This is a genomic window from Williamsia deligens (assembly GCF_024171765.1).
GTDB classification, from domain to species: domain Bacteria; phylum Actinomycetota; class Actinomycetes; order Mycobacteriales; family Mycobacteriaceae; genus Williamsia_A; species Williamsia_A deligens.
This window is the reverse complement of sequence record NZ_JAMTCI010000001.1, coordinates 1,352,516-1,366,151: the sequence shown is the minus strand read 5'-3', so window position 1 is coordinate 1,366,151 and position 13,636 is coordinate 1,352,516. Positions and strand designations below refer to the sequence as shown.

At 70.2% G+C, this 13,636-nt stretch carries 12 protein-coding genes; 5 read left to right on the top strand and 7 right to left on the bottom strand.

Going from position 1 to position 13,636, the window contains the following annotated elements:
• Positions 1 to 56: 56 nt before the first annotated feature.
• Together LX14_RS06590 and LX14_RS06585 are read right to left on the bottom strand one after the other, a co-directional pair.
• Positions 57 to 1,781, bottom strand: coding sequence for a chloride channel protein (locus LX14_RS06590; RefSeq protein ID WP_253646440.1), 1,725 nt, complete (start codon positions 1,779 to 1,781; stop codon positions 57 to 59).
• Complete coding sequence (locus LX14_RS06585; RefSeq protein ID WP_253646439.1) at positions 1,778 to 2,152, bottom strand: VOC family protein; 375 nt, start codon at positions 2,150 to 2,152, stop codon at positions 1,778 to 1,780. The genes LX14_RS06590 and LX14_RS06585 overlap by 4 nt, the downstream gene beginning before the upstream one ends.
• A gap of 69 nt (positions 2,153 to 2,221) precedes the next feature.
• Here LX14_RS06585 and LX14_RS06580 point away from each other — a divergent pair, with 69 nt between their 5' ends.
• Positions 2,222 to 3,607 (top strand): DUF2252 domain-containing protein, encoded by a 1,386-nt coding sequence (locus LX14_RS06580; RefSeq protein WP_253646438.1) that lies wholly within the window; start codon positions 2,222 to 2,224, stop codon positions 3,605 to 3,607.
• A gap of 12 nt (positions 3,608 to 3,619) precedes the next feature.
• Here the strand turns inward: LX14_RS06580 and LX14_RS06575 are convergent, their stop codons facing one another.
• Positions 3,620 to 4,144, bottom strand: coding sequence for a winged helix-turn-helix transcriptional regulator (locus LX14_RS06575; protein ID WP_253646437.1), 525 nt, complete (start codon positions 4,142 to 4,144; stop codon positions 3,620 to 3,622).
• A 66-nt stretch (positions 4,145 to 4,210) separates the two neighbouring features.
• On the opposite strand from LX14_RS06575, the gene LX14_RS06570 reads away from it, so the two are divergent.
• Positions 4,211 to 5,644, top strand: a complete 1,434-nt coding sequence (locus LX14_RS06570) for an MFS transporter (RefSeq protein ID WP_253646436.1) — start codon at positions 4,211 to 4,213, stop codon at positions 5,642 to 5,644.
• A gap of 121 nt (positions 5,645 to 5,765) precedes the next feature.
• Complete coding sequence (locus LX14_RS06565) at positions 5,766 to 7,034, top strand: HNH endonuclease signature motif containing protein (protein ID WP_253646435.1); 1,269 nt, start codon at positions 5,766 to 5,768, stop codon at positions 7,032 to 7,034.
• 9 nt (positions 7,035 to 7,043) lie between these two features.
• On the opposite strand, the gene LX14_RS06560 is transcribed toward LX14_RS06565, so the two are convergent.
• Genes LX14_RS06560 through LX14_RS06550 form a run of 3 tightly spaced genes read right to left on the bottom strand, consistent with a single transcriptional unit; the run spans position 7,044 to position 10,690 of the window.
• A complete protein-coding gene (locus LX14_RS06560; RefSeq protein ID WP_253646434.1) occupies positions 7,044 to 7,784 on the bottom strand; it encodes a metallophosphoesterase in 741 nt (246 codons plus the stop codon).
• Positions 7,785 to 7,795: 11 nt separating this feature from the next.
• The gene (locus LX14_RS06555) at positions 7,796 to 10,177 is read right to left on the bottom strand and encodes an ATP-dependent DNA ligase (RefSeq protein WP_253646433.1); all 2,382 of its coding nucleotides are present in this window, start codon (positions 10,175 to 10,177) and stop codon (positions 7,796 to 7,798) included.
• Positions 10,178 to 10,219: 42 nt separating this feature from the next.
• Positions 10,220 to 10,690 carry a DUF2231 domain-containing protein gene (locus LX14_RS06550; RefSeq protein ID WP_253646432.1) on the bottom strand — a complete coding sequence of 157 codons (471 nt, stop codon included), beginning with the start codon at positions 10,688 to 10,690 and terminating at the stop codon, positions 10,220 to 10,222.
• A 74-nt stretch (positions 10,691 to 10,764) separates the two neighbouring features.
• On the opposite strand from LX14_RS06550, the gene LX14_RS06545 reads away from it, so the two are divergent.
• Positions 10,765 to 11,439 carry a response regulator transcription factor gene (locus LX14_RS06545; RefSeq protein ID WP_253646431.1) on the top strand — a complete coding sequence of 225 codons (675 nt, stop codon included), beginning with the start codon at positions 10,765 to 10,767 and terminating at the stop codon, positions 11,437 to 11,439.
• Here LX14_RS06545 and LX14_RS06540 read toward each other — a convergent pair.
• Entirely contained in the window at positions 11,415 to 12,848 is a 1,434-nt protein-coding gene (locus tag LX14_RS06540) for an ATP-binding protein (RefSeq protein WP_253646430.1), read from the bottom strand. The genes LX14_RS06545 and LX14_RS06540 overlap by 25 nt on opposite strands.
• Positions 12,849 to 12,930: 82 nt before the next feature.
• Here LX14_RS06540 and LX14_RS06535 point away from each other — a divergent pair, with 82 nt between their 5' ends.
• On the top strand, positions 12,931 to 13,623 hold the full coding sequence (locus LX14_RS06535; protein WP_253646429.1) for a phosphatase PAP2 family protein: 693 nt from the start codon (positions 12,931 to 12,933) through the stop codon (positions 13,621 to 13,623).
• Positions 13,624 to 13,636: the final 13 nt, after the last annotated feature.

Sequence of the window (13,636 nt, the reverse complement as noted above, 5' to 3'; positions counted from 1 at the left end):
CCTGTGTCCGAGGGGTGGCCCGTACAGCTGTACCAGACCGGGCGGCGGACCGTCGCCTATCGGCGCAGAGCACCCAGCACGTCGGCGTGGGTGATCCAGCCGACGACGCGTGAGTGGTCGGCGTCGAGGACCGGGAGCCCGGTGGTCCCGTGGGAGGCGAGGGCGTCGAGTGCGGTGTCGACGGGGTCGTCGGCGGTGACCGGGTCCGGCAGTGCGGTGACCTGTTCGACGGTGACCGCGCGAGCGTGCGGGATCCGTAGGGCCTCGGCGACGCCCTGCGCGGTGACGCATCCGATGTATCGACCGTCGTGGGCGTCGATCACCGGGAGCATCGCGTGCTCGGCCCCGGCCAGAGCGTCTGCCGCGTCCTCGAGGGAGGTCGACGAGGCGATCGACTCGGGTGGAGCTGTCGCGGCGTCGGCCACCGTCACGCCGGTGAACAGGTCGCGCTCGGGCGCGCGGTCGATGTCGATGCCACGCCGCAACAGCTTTCGCGTGTAGATGGTGTCCTCGGAGATGAGCCGGGACACACCGGCGGCCATCGCGACGGCGAGCATCAGCGGGAGGATGATCCCGTACTCGCCGGTGAGCTCGAAGATGATGACGACCGAGGTGACCGGCGCCCGGGTGGCGCCGGCGAGGGCGGCGGCCATCGCGACGAGACCGTAGGCGCCCGCGTTGCCGACGATCCCGGGCGCCACGTCGTGTCCGACGATGCCGAATGCGCTGCCCGCCATGGCGCCCACGAACAGCGTCGGTGCGAACACCCCACCCGAGCCGCCGATGCCGATGGTCAGGCTGGTGGCGAGCATCTTCGCGAGCAGCAGGCCGACGAGGGCGGCGACGACGTAATGGCCTTCGACGGCCTTCTGCAGGATCGGGTACCCGACGCCGTACATCTGGGGCACCCCGAGCAGCAGGCCACCGAGCAGGACACCTCCCACGATCGGGCGCGCCCACTCCGGCCAGCGCCACGCCCAGTCGCAGAGGTCCTCGATCAGGTAGAGCACACGCGAGAAGGACACGCCCAGAACGCCGACGATGAGGCCCAGCGCGATGTAGAGGAGGTACTCGGCCGGGTGGTCGACGGTGAAGTGGGGGAGTTGCAGGAACGTCTCGTCCCCGAGGATCGCGCGGGCCACGATGCTCGCCGTCACGCTGGCCAGGACGACCGCGCCGAAGGACTCGGCCGCGAAGGTCCGCAGGATGAGCTCGAGGGCGAAGAACGGGCCGGCCAGCGGCGCGTTGAACGTCGCGGAGATCCCCGCCGCCGCACCGCACGCCACCATCACCTTGAGGCGTTCGGCGTCGAGTCGCGTCCACTGCCCGAGGGTCGACCCCAGCGCCGATCCGATCTGCACGATCGGACCCTCCCGACCGACCGACCCGCCACCGCCGATGCACAGCGCGGAGGCGACTGCCTTGACGATCGCGACCCGCGGCGCGATGCGCCCGCCGCGCTCGGCGACGGCGAACATGACCTCGGGAACGCCGTGGCCCTTGGCCTCCGGCGCGAACCGGTAGACGAGCGGGCCGTAGAGCGCGCCGGCGATCACCGGTGCGATCAGCAGGAACCAGATGCCGAGCCCCGGGAAGTGCGGACTCCCGATGCGTCCGGCGTCGGAGAAGTCGAACGTCCCGGTGAACAGCCAGGTGATCGCCTCGATGAGGTAGCGAAAACCGACGGCGCCCAGCCCGGTGCCGAGACCGATGACGACGGCGAGCGGCACCAGCGCGGACCGTCCGGTGCGGAGCCAGTCCGCGACCCCTGTGGTGGTCACCCGACCTCCCGGCGGCTCACACCCAGGACGCAGAACTCATTGCCCTCCGGGTCGACGAGGGTCACCCAGCGGGCGTCGGCGGGCTGGCCGACGTCGACGTGGCGGGCGCCGAGGGACAGGAGCCGTCGGACCTCGTCGGCGGCTGTGGTGGTCTCGTCGGCGCGGAGATCGAGGTGCAGTCGGTTCTTGACCGTCTTCGCCTCGGGCACCGTCAGCAGGTCGATACCGGGGAGATCGGGGTCGTCGGGGCCGATGCCGATGTCGGGGCCGTCGATGTCGCGAACGGCCCACCCCAGTGCCGAACACCAGAAATCGGACAGCGTCCGCGAGTCGTGACAGTCGATGGCGATGACGGCGAGCCGACTGGGCATGGGGTGACGGTAGACCGCGGCCACCGACACGGGGCGGCCAGGCGGCGTCCGCATCGCTACCATCTGCGCGTGCCGTTCCACCGGTTCCTCGAACGCCATGTCCACGACGAGGCCGTCGCGATGGGCAAGGCCCGCCGCGACGACGTCCCCCGGTCTGCGCTCGCCGAGCCGTCGGCTGCGCAACGCGATGTCGTCGACCTGGTGCGTCGCCAGCACGAGGGCCGGATCCCGGAACTGATCCCGCTGCGCCTGGCCCGGATGAGCGAGTCGCCGTTCACGTTCTTCCGGGCGACCGCCGACATCATGGCCACCGACCTGGCCGCGACGCCCGTCACTGGCGTCGACGTCGTCATCAGCGGCGACGCGCACATCGGGAACTTCGGCCTGTACGCGAGCCCCGAGCGTCGGATCCTGTTCGACCTGAACGACTTCGACGAATCCGGTGTGGGCCCGTGGGAATGGGACCTCAAGCGTCTGGTGACCAGTGCGGTGGTGTGTGCTCGCGCTGACGGCGCTGATCGTGACGAGCAACGCGACCTCGGCGAGCAGGTCGGCGAGGCGTATCGGCGGGCGATCCGGCGGGCCGCCGGCGAGTCGGTGCTGGAGCGGTACTACACCTCCGTCGACGCCGAGGAACTCGCCGACTCGGGACCGGGCGCCGTCGCGGAGGTGATCGAGGAGGCGTTGGCGAAGGCGCGGCGGCGGACCGCGGCGACCATCGTCGACAGGATGACCGAGGTCGGACCGGACGGTCGTCGCCGCATCGTCCCGGATCCGCCGATCGTCGTGCCGCTCTCGGCGCAGGAGCCGGCCACCGTCGAACTGGCAGGACAGCGGGTCGACGAGATCTTCGCCCACTACCTCGGATCGTTGCGGACCGACGTCGCGCTGCTGCTGTCGCAGTTCGAGATCGTCGACGTCGCCCGCCGGGTGGTCGGAGTGGGATCGGTCGGGAACATCGCGCTCATCGTGCTGCTCGAGGGGCCGTCGGGTGAGCCCATGGTCCTGCAGCTCAAGCAGGCGGCGCCGTCGGTGCTGGAGACCAACGGGGGTCTTGTCGACGTGATCCCCGAGACCGAGGGCACCCCGGTCGCTGCGCGGGATGCGGTACGGGTGGTCGCGAGCGCACATGTGTTGCAGGCGAACTCGGATCCGTTCCTGGGGTGGACGGCGTCACCGGAGGGTGCGTTCTACTGGCGGCAGTTCCGGGACATGAAGGGGTCCATCGACGCCTCCGACCTGTCGGCGAAGGAGCTGCGGCGCTACGGCCAGCTGTGCGCGCGGTCGCTCGCCCGCGCGCACAGTCAGAGTCCCGCGTTCGGGCAGATCGCGGGCTACCTCGGCAAGAACGACTCTGCCCAGTCCGCGGTCGCGCGGTGGTCGGTGGACTATGCCGACCGGGTCGATGCCGACTACCGCGCGTTCCTGGACGCGGTCGCCGACGGAGCGGTGTAGGCCCCCCGGGACTCAGCGACGCGGCCGCACCACGTGGACCTCGTCGATCGATACGCGGTGGCCCTCGTCGCAGACGACGTCGACATGGACGGGGGCCTCGCACCCGACGTGCCGGAAGTCCAGCGGAGCGCGCCCGTCGGAGGTGAGGTGTTTCGCACCCCAGTCGTAGAGGGCGAGGATGACGGGCGCGAAATCCGTCCCGGCCGGCGTCGGACGGTACTCGTGGCGGGTACGCCGCCCGGGCTCGCGGTAGGGGACCTTGTGCAGCAGTCCCGCGGCGGTCAGTTCCTTCAGTCGCGCCGACGCGACGGCGTCGGTGATGCCGACCCGCTCGACGAAGTCGTCGAACCGTGTTGTGCCATAGAGGGCCTCACGCATGATGAGCAGCGCCGACCGGGTGCCGACGACCCCGAGCGTGGCCGCCGCGGGGCATGCGTCGGCCCTCCAGGCCGACCGGTGGGCCAGCGGTCCCGTCGGGGCGAGGACTGCGCCGTCGGCATCGGCGTCGTGTCCTGAGGCCACGGTTCCTGAGCTCATGGGTTCGACGGTCATGGTCCGAGTCTAGCTTGACAAAACCACGGCCAGGGTCTGTAGTTCCTGACTATGGCAAACACAAGTCTGGGCGGCCGCAGGGAACCGATCGCTCTCGCGGTTCTCTGCCTGGCGGCCTTCATGGCCAGTCTGGACGTGTTCATCGTCAACGTCGCCTTCGACGCGATCGGGAAGGACTTCGGCGGAACAGATCTCACGACGCTGTCGTGGGTGCTCAACGCCTACGCGATCGTGTTCGCCGCCTTCCTGATCCCCGCGGGTCGACTGAACGACCGGTTCGGACGCAAAGGGGGGTTCCTCCTCGGACTCGGCGTGTTCACGGCCGCCTCGGTGGCCTGTGCACTCAGTCCCGGCGTCTGGTGGCTGGTGGCCTTCCGGGTGGTGCAGGCCCTCGGCGCCGCGATCCTCACCCCGGCGAGTCTGGGCCTGGTCGTCGCCGCCGCGCGGCCTGAACACCGCGAACGGTCGGTGCGGATCTGGGCGGCGACGGGTGCCCTGGCCGCGGCGTTCGGTCCCGTCGCCGGCGGTCTGCTGGTCACGCTGGACTGGCGCTGGGTGTTCCTCGTCAACGTCCCGATCGGGATCGCCGCGATGGTGGGGGCGGCGCTCGTCGTCCCGTCGTCGCGGGAGGAGGTCGCGACCCCGTTCCCCGACGTGCTCGGCGCGGTCGCGGTGGTCGTCGGCATCGGCGGTCTGACGCTGGCCCTGGTCGAGGGGCCGGACTGGGGATGGACGTCGACCCGATCCGCGGTTGTCTGGGTGGTCACGGTGGCCGCGCTCGCCGTGTTCGCGGTGAGCAACGCCCGCCACCGCTCGCCGTTGCTCGCGGCATCGCTCTTCCGGGTGCGGGCCTTCGCATGGTCCAACGCGACCTCGTTGTTGTTCGCCGTCCCGTTCGCGGCGGCGCTGCTGATCAACATCCTGTGGATGCAACAGGTCTGGGGATACTCGGCCATCGCGACCGGGTTCGCCGTGGCGCCGGGGCCGCTGATGGTGCCGGTCTTCGCCGCCGTCGCACATCGCCTCGCGCAGAGGGTGCCTGTCGGTGTCGTCGTCGCGGTCGGGTGTCTGCTGGCGGCCACCGGGTCGGTCCTCGTGTCGCTGTCGGTCGGGCCCACGGCCGACTACGCCGGAGACATGTTGCCGGGCTGGCTGATCGGTGGCGTCGGCGTCGGTCTCGCCCTGCCGTCGATCCTGTCGTCGGCCACGGTCGATCTGCCCAACTCCCAGGCTGCGGCGGGCAGCGCGACGGTCAACATGTTCCGTCAGGTCGGAACCGTGCTGGGCGTCAGCCTGGTCGTCGCCGCGATCGGTGCGCCGATCGGATACGCGGCCGCTCACAACGCTTTTCAGCACGCATGGTGGGCCGCAGCGGCCGTCGCTGTCGCTGCCGCTCTCGCCGCCCTGCTGATGACGCCGCAGCGCGCCGTCCCCGGGCAGCCGACGGCAGGCGCTCCGTCCGCACTCACGACCGCCGACGCGTAGCGCCCCGTCTGTTGGGCACCAGGAACCGTTCGTTGGGCGGTAGGAACCGTCTGTTGGGCGGTTGTGACACAGGGCTTCTCGCCTGACGGGATTGTCAGACCCCTCGTGTACACATGTCCGTATGGAGACCAGCCGCACCGTCGACGCGCGGGAGGCGCTGCGCGATGTGATGGCTGTGCTCGCTGCGCTCCCCGCTGCCGGTGACGAGGCGGAGGCCATTGACCTGATCTCGCTCGCCGAGTCGGTGAAGGCCACTTGCGCTGCGGTGCAGTCGGAACAGACGCTACGACTGCAGGAGTTGCGGTCAGCGGCCGAGGCGGAACGCGGTGTTCCGTTGGAGCGGCGGTGTCGCGGATTGTCGGCGGAAGTGGCACTGGCGCGGCGAGTGTCGGGGAACGCCGGTCGCCGGCATCTGGGGTTCGCCCGGGCGATGGGGGAGATGCCCAACGCCTTCGCGCGGCTGCGCGAAGGCGCGCTCTCGGAGTGGCGGGCCACCATCCTGGTTCGCGAGACCGGCTACCTGCAGCTCGAGGACCGCGCCGCGATCGACCACGCCCTGTGTGCAGACGCCGCGACGCTCGACGGTATCGGGGACCGGGCGCTCGAAGCACTGGCCAAGCAGATCGCCTATCAGCGTGACCCGCACGCCGTGGTCGACCGCAACGCATCCGCCCCCAAGGACCGCCGGGTGTCGATGCGTCCGAAACCCGACGCCATGGTGCAACTGTCGGCGCTGCTCCCGATGACCGCAGGCATCGCCGCCTACGCCGCGCTCAAGCAGCACGCCGACGGCCTCGTCGGAGACGACGACCGCACCCACGCCCAGGTCATGGCCGACACCCTGCTCGAACGCCTCACCGGCAAAGCCAGGGCTGAGGATGTGGCCGTCGCAGTCGACGTCATCGTGTCGGCGGACGTACTCGTCGGCGGCACCGACGCCGCCGCGGAGGTCGCGGGCTACGGACCCGTCCCAGCCGGCACCGCCCGCGGCATCATCGCCGACGCCCTGGATGCAGACGCACTGGTGACGCTGCGGCGACTGTTCGCCACCCCCGACAGCGGGCCCCTGGTGGCGATGGAATCCCGCGCTCGTATTTTCCCGTCAGGGTTGCGGCGCTTCATCACCCGCCGCGACATCTCGTGTCGGATCCCGTACTGCGACGCCCCGATCGCCGAGATCGACCACGCCCACCCCCACCACGACGGCGGACCGACAGACGCACTGAACGGTCTCGGGGAGTGCCGAACCCACAACCGGCAGAAAGAAGCCGCCGGGTGGCAGGTCACCACCTGCATCGGCGGCGACGGCACCCACGAAGCGCTGATCACCACACCCACCGGACACGAACACCGATCTCGTGCGCCGGATCGAGGCGCCGATGCAGCGTGACGAAACCGATCACACCACCGAACGGAAGTGGCTGATGAGCCGGAAGCCGTCGAGTTGGTGGAAAGTCAGTCCCGCTGGCTGCGACTCGTCGACGATTCCCTCGCCCTCGAACGAGAGCTTCAAGGTGGCCGAGACCCCGGGTGCGATCACGAGCGGGCGCCCGGCGAACGTCGTCACCGCGCCCGTGTGCGCGTGACCGCAGAGGAACCCGACGACGTTGGGGTGACGCGCCGTCATCTCGGCGACCCGGTCCTCGCCGATCTGTCGGATCGAGTCCATGAAGGGCATCAGCAGCGTCGCGGGCGGATGGTGGAAGGACACGACGACGGGGGTCGAGGCGTCGACGGCGTCGATCTCGCCCTCCATCCACGCGATGCTCGCGTCCGACATCCAGCCGTCGTCGCGGCCGGGGATGGTGCTGTCGCACATGAGGTACAGCACGTCGCCGATGACGGCGGAGCGGTTGAGCGGCAGGTCGGTGCGTTCGGTACGCAGCAGCGCGTGGGAGAACTCGGCCCGCCTGTCGTGGTTGCCCGGGATGACCAGGGTCGGGACCGCGGCGGCACCGAGCGTCTCGGCGGCCTCGGCGTACTGCGCGGGCGTGCCGCTGTCGGTGATGTCCCCCGTCACGACCAACACGTCGATCCCATCCGCCCGGGCGTTCACGTGATCGATGACCCTGCGGATCCGATCGCGTCGTGCAGGGTCGCCGGTGAAGTGGAGGTCACTGATGTGGGCGACGACGGTCACGCCGACCATGGTCACAGATCGCCCGGAAGCTTGTCCCGCCGGATGCCCCGCCAACTGGGGTGGCGCAGATGACCGGCCGTCGTCCAGTCCATGAAACGGACCTCCGCGACCACCTGCGGGAGGACCCAGACCGCGTCCCGCTCGATGGGCCGGTCGAGACGGTCGAGGAAGGGTGAGGTCTTGCGACGCAGTGGGGCGAGCTCGGCGGTCAGCTCCGCGAGTTGGCGGTCGGTGAGACCGGTCCCCACGCGGCCGACATACCGCAGCCCGGTCTCCTCCGGCAGACCGACGAGCAGCGATCCGATGGTCGACGAGCGGTTCCCCTTGCCGGGGCGCCACCCGCCGACGACGACCTCCACGTCCTGCCAGTTCTTCTGCTTGCGCCACGTCGTCGAGCGCCGTCCCTGCTGATAGACCGAGTCGCGGCGCTTCGCGACGACACCCTCCCAATTGCGGTCGCGGCTGTGCGCCATTGCCTCGGCACCCGACCCCTCGAGCACGGGCGGGACGTCGACGACGGGGTCGCGGGCGAACAAGGGGGCGATCTCCTCCAGGACCGCGCGGCGATCGTGCCAGGGGCGCCGTAGCAAGGAGGTCCCGTTGAGGAACAGCACGTCGAACACCAGGTATCGGATCTCGAACGGCTCCTCCGTCGCGCCGCGGCTGGCCAGCAGCGTGAAGTTGCTCCGGCCGGTCGAGTCGATCGCGACGACCTCACCGTCGAGGATGACGTCCAGCAGACCGAGGTCGTCGGCGAGAGATCCCAACTCGGGGAAGTCGGCGGTCATGTCGATGCCGGATCGACTCCGCAGGCGCAGCGTCCCGTCGGTGTACTGCGCGAGGATGCGATAGCCGTCCCACTTGCCCTCGAACGCCCAGGTCTGCGCGTCGAGGGATTCGACCGGCTCAAGGGTCGCCAACATGGGATGCGGGTCCCGGAGGCTGTCGGGGACGATCGGCCGTGGTTCGTCGGACATGAGGTGCGCGAGCCAGTTCTTGTCCCCGGTCCTGATCAGCGCGTAGCGACCCTGGATGCGCTCCCCGTGCAACCGGACGATGACCTCGTCATCGCGCCACTTCTCGGTCTCGAAGGTGCCGCGGTCCCAGATCTCGACATGCCCTCCGCCGTACTCCCCCGCAGGGATGTCGCCGGCGAAACCGGCGTAGTCCATGGGGTGGTCCTCGGTGTGCACCGCGAGGCGGTTCTGGCCGGGGTCGACAGGGAGGTTCTTGGGAACCGCCCACGACACGAGCACCCCGTTGCGTTCGAGGCGGAAGTCGTAGTGGAGCCGACGGGCGTGGTGCTCCTGGATGACGAAGATGGGGCCTGCCGGGGTGTCGTCGGGCGATGACGCGTCGTCGTCGGTGTCGTCGGTCGCCGCCCGATCCCCGCTGTCACCGAACGGTTCGGGGGTGCGGGTCTCGTCGCGTTTGCGGCGGTACTCGGAGAGGTCGACGACGCCGGGCTCGGCGGTCGACGCCTGCACCGGATCCGCGTCCGGAGACAGGATCGCGCGATCGAGATCGGCGAGGAGGTCACCGAGATCCTCGACGCGCGAATGCATCTCGGACAACGTCACGTGCGCCAGGTCGGGGTCCTCGAGTTCGTCCCAGGTCCGGGGTGCGGCCACCATCGGCTCGTCCCGCCCCCGTAACGAATACGGCGAGAGCGTGGTCTTGGCGCTGCTGTTCTGACTCCAGTCGATGAACACCTTCCCGGCGCGCACGGCCTTCGACATCACCGCCGTCACGTCGTGCGGCCGTTCGGCGGCCAGCGCGGTCGCGATCTGCTTGGCGACGGTGCGCGCGTTGTCCGAGGTGACCGCGGCAGGAAGCGGCGCGTAGACGTGGATCCCCTTGCTGCCGCTGGTCACCGGGTACCCGGTCAGGCCGGCGCCGGCGAGGACGTCGCGGACCATCAGCGCGATCTCGGCCGTGTGGGTCAGCGGCACACCGGGGCCGGGATCGAGGTCGAGCACGAGACGGTTCGCACGGCGCTGGTCCTTCGGCAGGGGCCCGTCGTCGTCGGCGGGGAACGTCCACTGCGGGACGTGCAGTTCCAGTGCCGCCTGCTGGGCGAACCAGATGAGATCGGCCCGCGAGGTGGCCAGCGGGTAGGAGGCGCTCCGGTCACTGTGTTCGATCACGCGACGGGTCACCCAGTCCGGGGTTCCCTGGGGCAGGTTCTTCTCGAAGAAGGGTTGTGAGCCCGTCCCGTCCGGCCAGCGTTTGCGCGTGACCGGACGCCACCACAGGTGCGGCAGCATCAGGGAGGCGACGTGGTCGTAGTACTCGATGACCTCCGCCTTGCGGGTACCCGTCGCCGGATACAGCACCTTGTCCAGGTGCGTCACGGACACCGACCGGCCGTCGACGTCGAGCGTGTCAGCCATGCACTCCAGTGTCCCAGGTCCGTCGGAGCCGGGGGCCGCCGATCAGTGGAGCCAGACGGACTCCGCGCCGGTGTCGCCGATGCGATAGACCCAGATGATCGCGCCGACGGCCAGGATCACCGTGGCCACGGCCAGCACGATGGACCCCACGCGTACCGCTCCTGCCGGTGCGGACGGAAGACGGTCCATCACCACGGGACTGGACAGGGCCCAGTAGAGGACCACCGCGACGAACAGCGGTGCGACGAAGTAGATCATCTGGTCACCGAGTTCGGTGTGGCGCTCGAGCACGGGATTCGGGCGGGTGACCTTCTCCAGCGATTCGCCGGCGGACGTGGTCAGCGGCGTGATCACCACGGCGACCAGGCCGACGATCGGGACGATGATCCCGAGCTTGCGCCGGGCCGCCGGCCACACCACGGTGAGGATGCCGAGGACGGCGAGCAGAGGGATCGCGACCACCGCGAGGTGGACGAAGAGCGGGTGGGCGGGTATCCCGTTGATGGAATCCATACGCGTGATGCAAGCAGAGACTCGTTGAGAATTCGCTGAAACAGGTGAGGCACACCTGAGGGAGGTGGCCACCCGTGCGTGTTCTCGTGGTCGACGACGACAGGAATGCCGCCGAGACGCTGCGGCGGGCGTTGGTCGCACAGGGGTGGGTGGTCGACCTCGCACACGACGGGATCGGCGGCCTCGCCCACGCGACGCACGGCGACTACCAGGCGATCGTTCTCGACATCATGATGCCGGGCAAGAACGGCTACGAGGTGGTCCGCGCCCTACGGCGCGAGGGCGTCTGGACGCCCGTGGTGATGCTGACCGCGAAGGACGGCGACTTCGACCAGATCGACGCGTTCGATCTCGGGGCCGACGACTATCTGGTGAAGCCGGTCTCGGTCGGGGTCCTCGTCGCACGTCTGCGTGCCCTGGTCCGACGCGGCGCACCCGAGCGTCCGGCGGTGCTCACCGCCGGATCGCTGACCCTGGATCCCGCGGCACACGTCGTCGCCCGGCGGGGGACGACGCTCTCCCCGACGCCGAGGGAGTTCGCGGTGCTGGAGTTCCTCATGCGCAACGTCGGGGCCGTGGTCAGCAAGGCCGAGATCCTGCGCGCGGTCTGGGACGACCACTTCGACGGCGACGACAACGTCGTCGAGGTCTACATCGGGTATCTCCGGCGCCGCATCGACAGGCCGTTCGGGTGCGCGTCCATCGAGACCGTTCGGGGTGTCGGTTACCGGTTGGTCGCCGTCGACTGATCCGTGGTCGGTCGATCCGCGGTCGGCGCCGACAGCGTCGCGCGGGTCCCTCCGAGCGGTGACTCGTCGAGGGTCAGCTCACCGCCGTGCGCCGCGATGATCTCGCCCACGATCGCCAAACCCAGCCCGCTGCCGTGACCGCCACCGCGGGCACGGGCGTCGTCGAGGCGGACGAACCGCTCGACCACCCGTCCCCGATCCTCGGGTGGGATGCCCGGGCCGTCGTCGTCGACGTGGATGCACACTGCGCCGGGGGAGTCGACCGCCATGGACACCCGGACGGTCGAGTGCGCGTGACGCACGGCGTTGTCGGTGATGTTCCGGACGGCGCGAGCGAGTGCGTCGCGATCCCCGGTCACCCGGACAGCCGTCACCTCGCCGGTGACGGTGAGATCCGTTGTCGCGCGGAGATGTCGGAGGGTGAAGTCGACGACGTCGTCGAGATCGACGTCGTCGCGTCGCAGCGACAGGCCCTGTTCGTCGGATCGCGCCAACAGCAGCAGGTCGTCGATCATGGTGTGCAGCCGTTGCGTCTCGGGCAGCAGAACGGTCGAGACGGTCTCGGGGTCGATCGACTCACCCTGCGCAGCAGCCAGTTCCATGAGACCCAGCAGGGTCACGAGCGGGCTGCGCAGCTCGTGGGAGGCGTCCCCGACGAACTGCACCTGCCGGCGCTGTGCCGTGTCGAGGCGTTCGAGCATCGCGTTCATGGTGTCGGCGAGCCGGGCGATCTCGTCGCGGGTCGCGGGCACGGGGATCCGCCGACCGAGGTCCCGCCCACCGAGATCGGCGACCTGCGAACGGATCCGCTCGACCGGCGCCAGGGTGCGGCCACTCAGGACGTACGTGGCCACCGCCAGCAGCGCGAGGATGACGGGGAACACCACGGTGAGCAACAGGGCCACGGTGAGCACCACGTCATCGATGGGGCCCTCGGCCGCGCCCACCACGACCGTCAGGGTTCCGGTCGGCGTGGTCAGGGCGCGGGCAGTCGCCCGGTATTTCGCGTCGTCGTCACTGCCGGGGACGCGCGCGTCGTCGAGTGTCTCCGAACGCCCAGCCACCAACGGGCCGCTCAGCGCTCCGCGGCCGCCCGGCGACGATGCGACGATCCGGCCGTCGGCGTCGACGACCTGGACGAGATCGATTCCCGTCGTCGGGGCGAGCACGGTGGGGTCGAGGTCGGACGGAGGGGCCGAACGGAGCGCGGCGGCGATCTCGGTGGCGCGGGCGCGGGTCGCGCCGTCGGCGGTGTCGAGCAGCGAACGGTGCAGGATCAGCAGCATGATCGCGGCCGCCACCGCCAGGCCGATCGCCATCAGCACCGTGGCGACGACGGTGAGGCGTACGCGGACGCTCGCCATCCTGCCGCGTGCGACCGTGAGGTCGAGGCGCGTCGGAAGGGGCACGTCAGCAGGGTAGGCGCGGTGCGGTGATCGGAACGCATGCTCCTTCAGCGTCCTCTCAGCGGTGCTGGTGCACTGTGCTCGCATGTCTTCTCGTGCCCGGGGTGCGGTCACCCTCGTGCTGGTCGCCGCGGTCCTCGGGCTCGGTCTGGCCATCGCGGTGCATCACGACCCGGCAGCCGGGGCCGACAGGTCGACGCTGCGTTGGGTTCTCGATCACCGCACGCCGTGGGTGACCCATCTCGCGACCGCCCTCAGCGACGTGTTCTCGCCGACGTGGGTGGCCGTCGCTGCCGTTGTCGTCGCCGTCGTGCTGATCCGACGCGACCGACGCCTTGACCGTGGCGCCCGTGTCCTCGGTGTCGTCGCGATCGCCGGAGCACTCGCCGAGGTGCTCAAGGTGGCGGTCGACCGGCTGCGACCTCCGGAGATGGATCAGGTGGGATCACCCGAGGCGGCGATGTCGTTCCCGTCGGGCCATGTCACCGGGACCTGCGCTCTCGTGCTCGGGCTCGCGGTGATCGTGACCGCACGTCGCCGCGCCCGCGTCATCGCCGTCGCGGTGGCGGCGGTGGTCTCGGTCGCAGTCGGCGCGTCACGCCTGTACCTCGGAGCCCATTGGCTCACCGACGTCGTCGCCTCGGTGGCCGTCGCGGTGGCGGCGGTCCTCGCCGCGCCGCTGCTGGTCGACGCGATCCTGACCGCGATCCGCCCGCACCTCCCGGTCCGGTTGCGGACGATGGTCGGCGGATCGACGCCGGCAGGGGCGACGCGGTGACGGTTGTCGCGCT

What these genes read in the sequence shown, in the direction of transcription:
- LX14_RS06585 (WP_253646439.1), bottom strand. Translation starts at nt 2,152, where the DNA reads ATGCCCAGTCGGCTCGCCGTCATCGCCATCGACTGTCACGACTCGCGG.
- LX14_RS06535 (WP_253646429.1), top strand. Translation starts at nt 12,931, where the DNA reads ATGTCTTCTCGTGCCCGGGGTGCGGTCACCCTCGTGCTGGTCGCCGCG.
- LX14_RS06555 (WP_253646433.1), bottom strand. Translation starts at nt 10,177, where the DNA reads ATGGCTGACACGCTCGACGTCGACGGCCGGTCGGTGTCCGTGACGCAC.
- LX14_RS06565 (WP_253646435.1), top strand. Translation starts at nt 5,766, where the DNA reads ATGGAGACCAGCCGCACCGTCGACGCGCGGGAGGCGCTGCGCGATGTG.
- LX14_RS06550 (WP_253646432.1), bottom strand. Translation starts at nt 10,690, where the DNA reads ATGGATTCCATCAACGGGATACCCGCCCACCCGCTCTTCGTCCACCTC.
- LX14_RS06570 (WP_253646436.1), top strand. Translation starts at nt 4,211, where the DNA reads ATGGCAAACACAAGTCTGGGCGGCCGCAGGGAACCGATCGCTCTCGCG.
- LX14_RS06575 (WP_253646437.1), bottom strand. Translation starts at nt 4,144, where the DNA reads ATGAGCTCAGGAACCGTGGCCTCAGGACACGACGCCGATGCCGACGGC.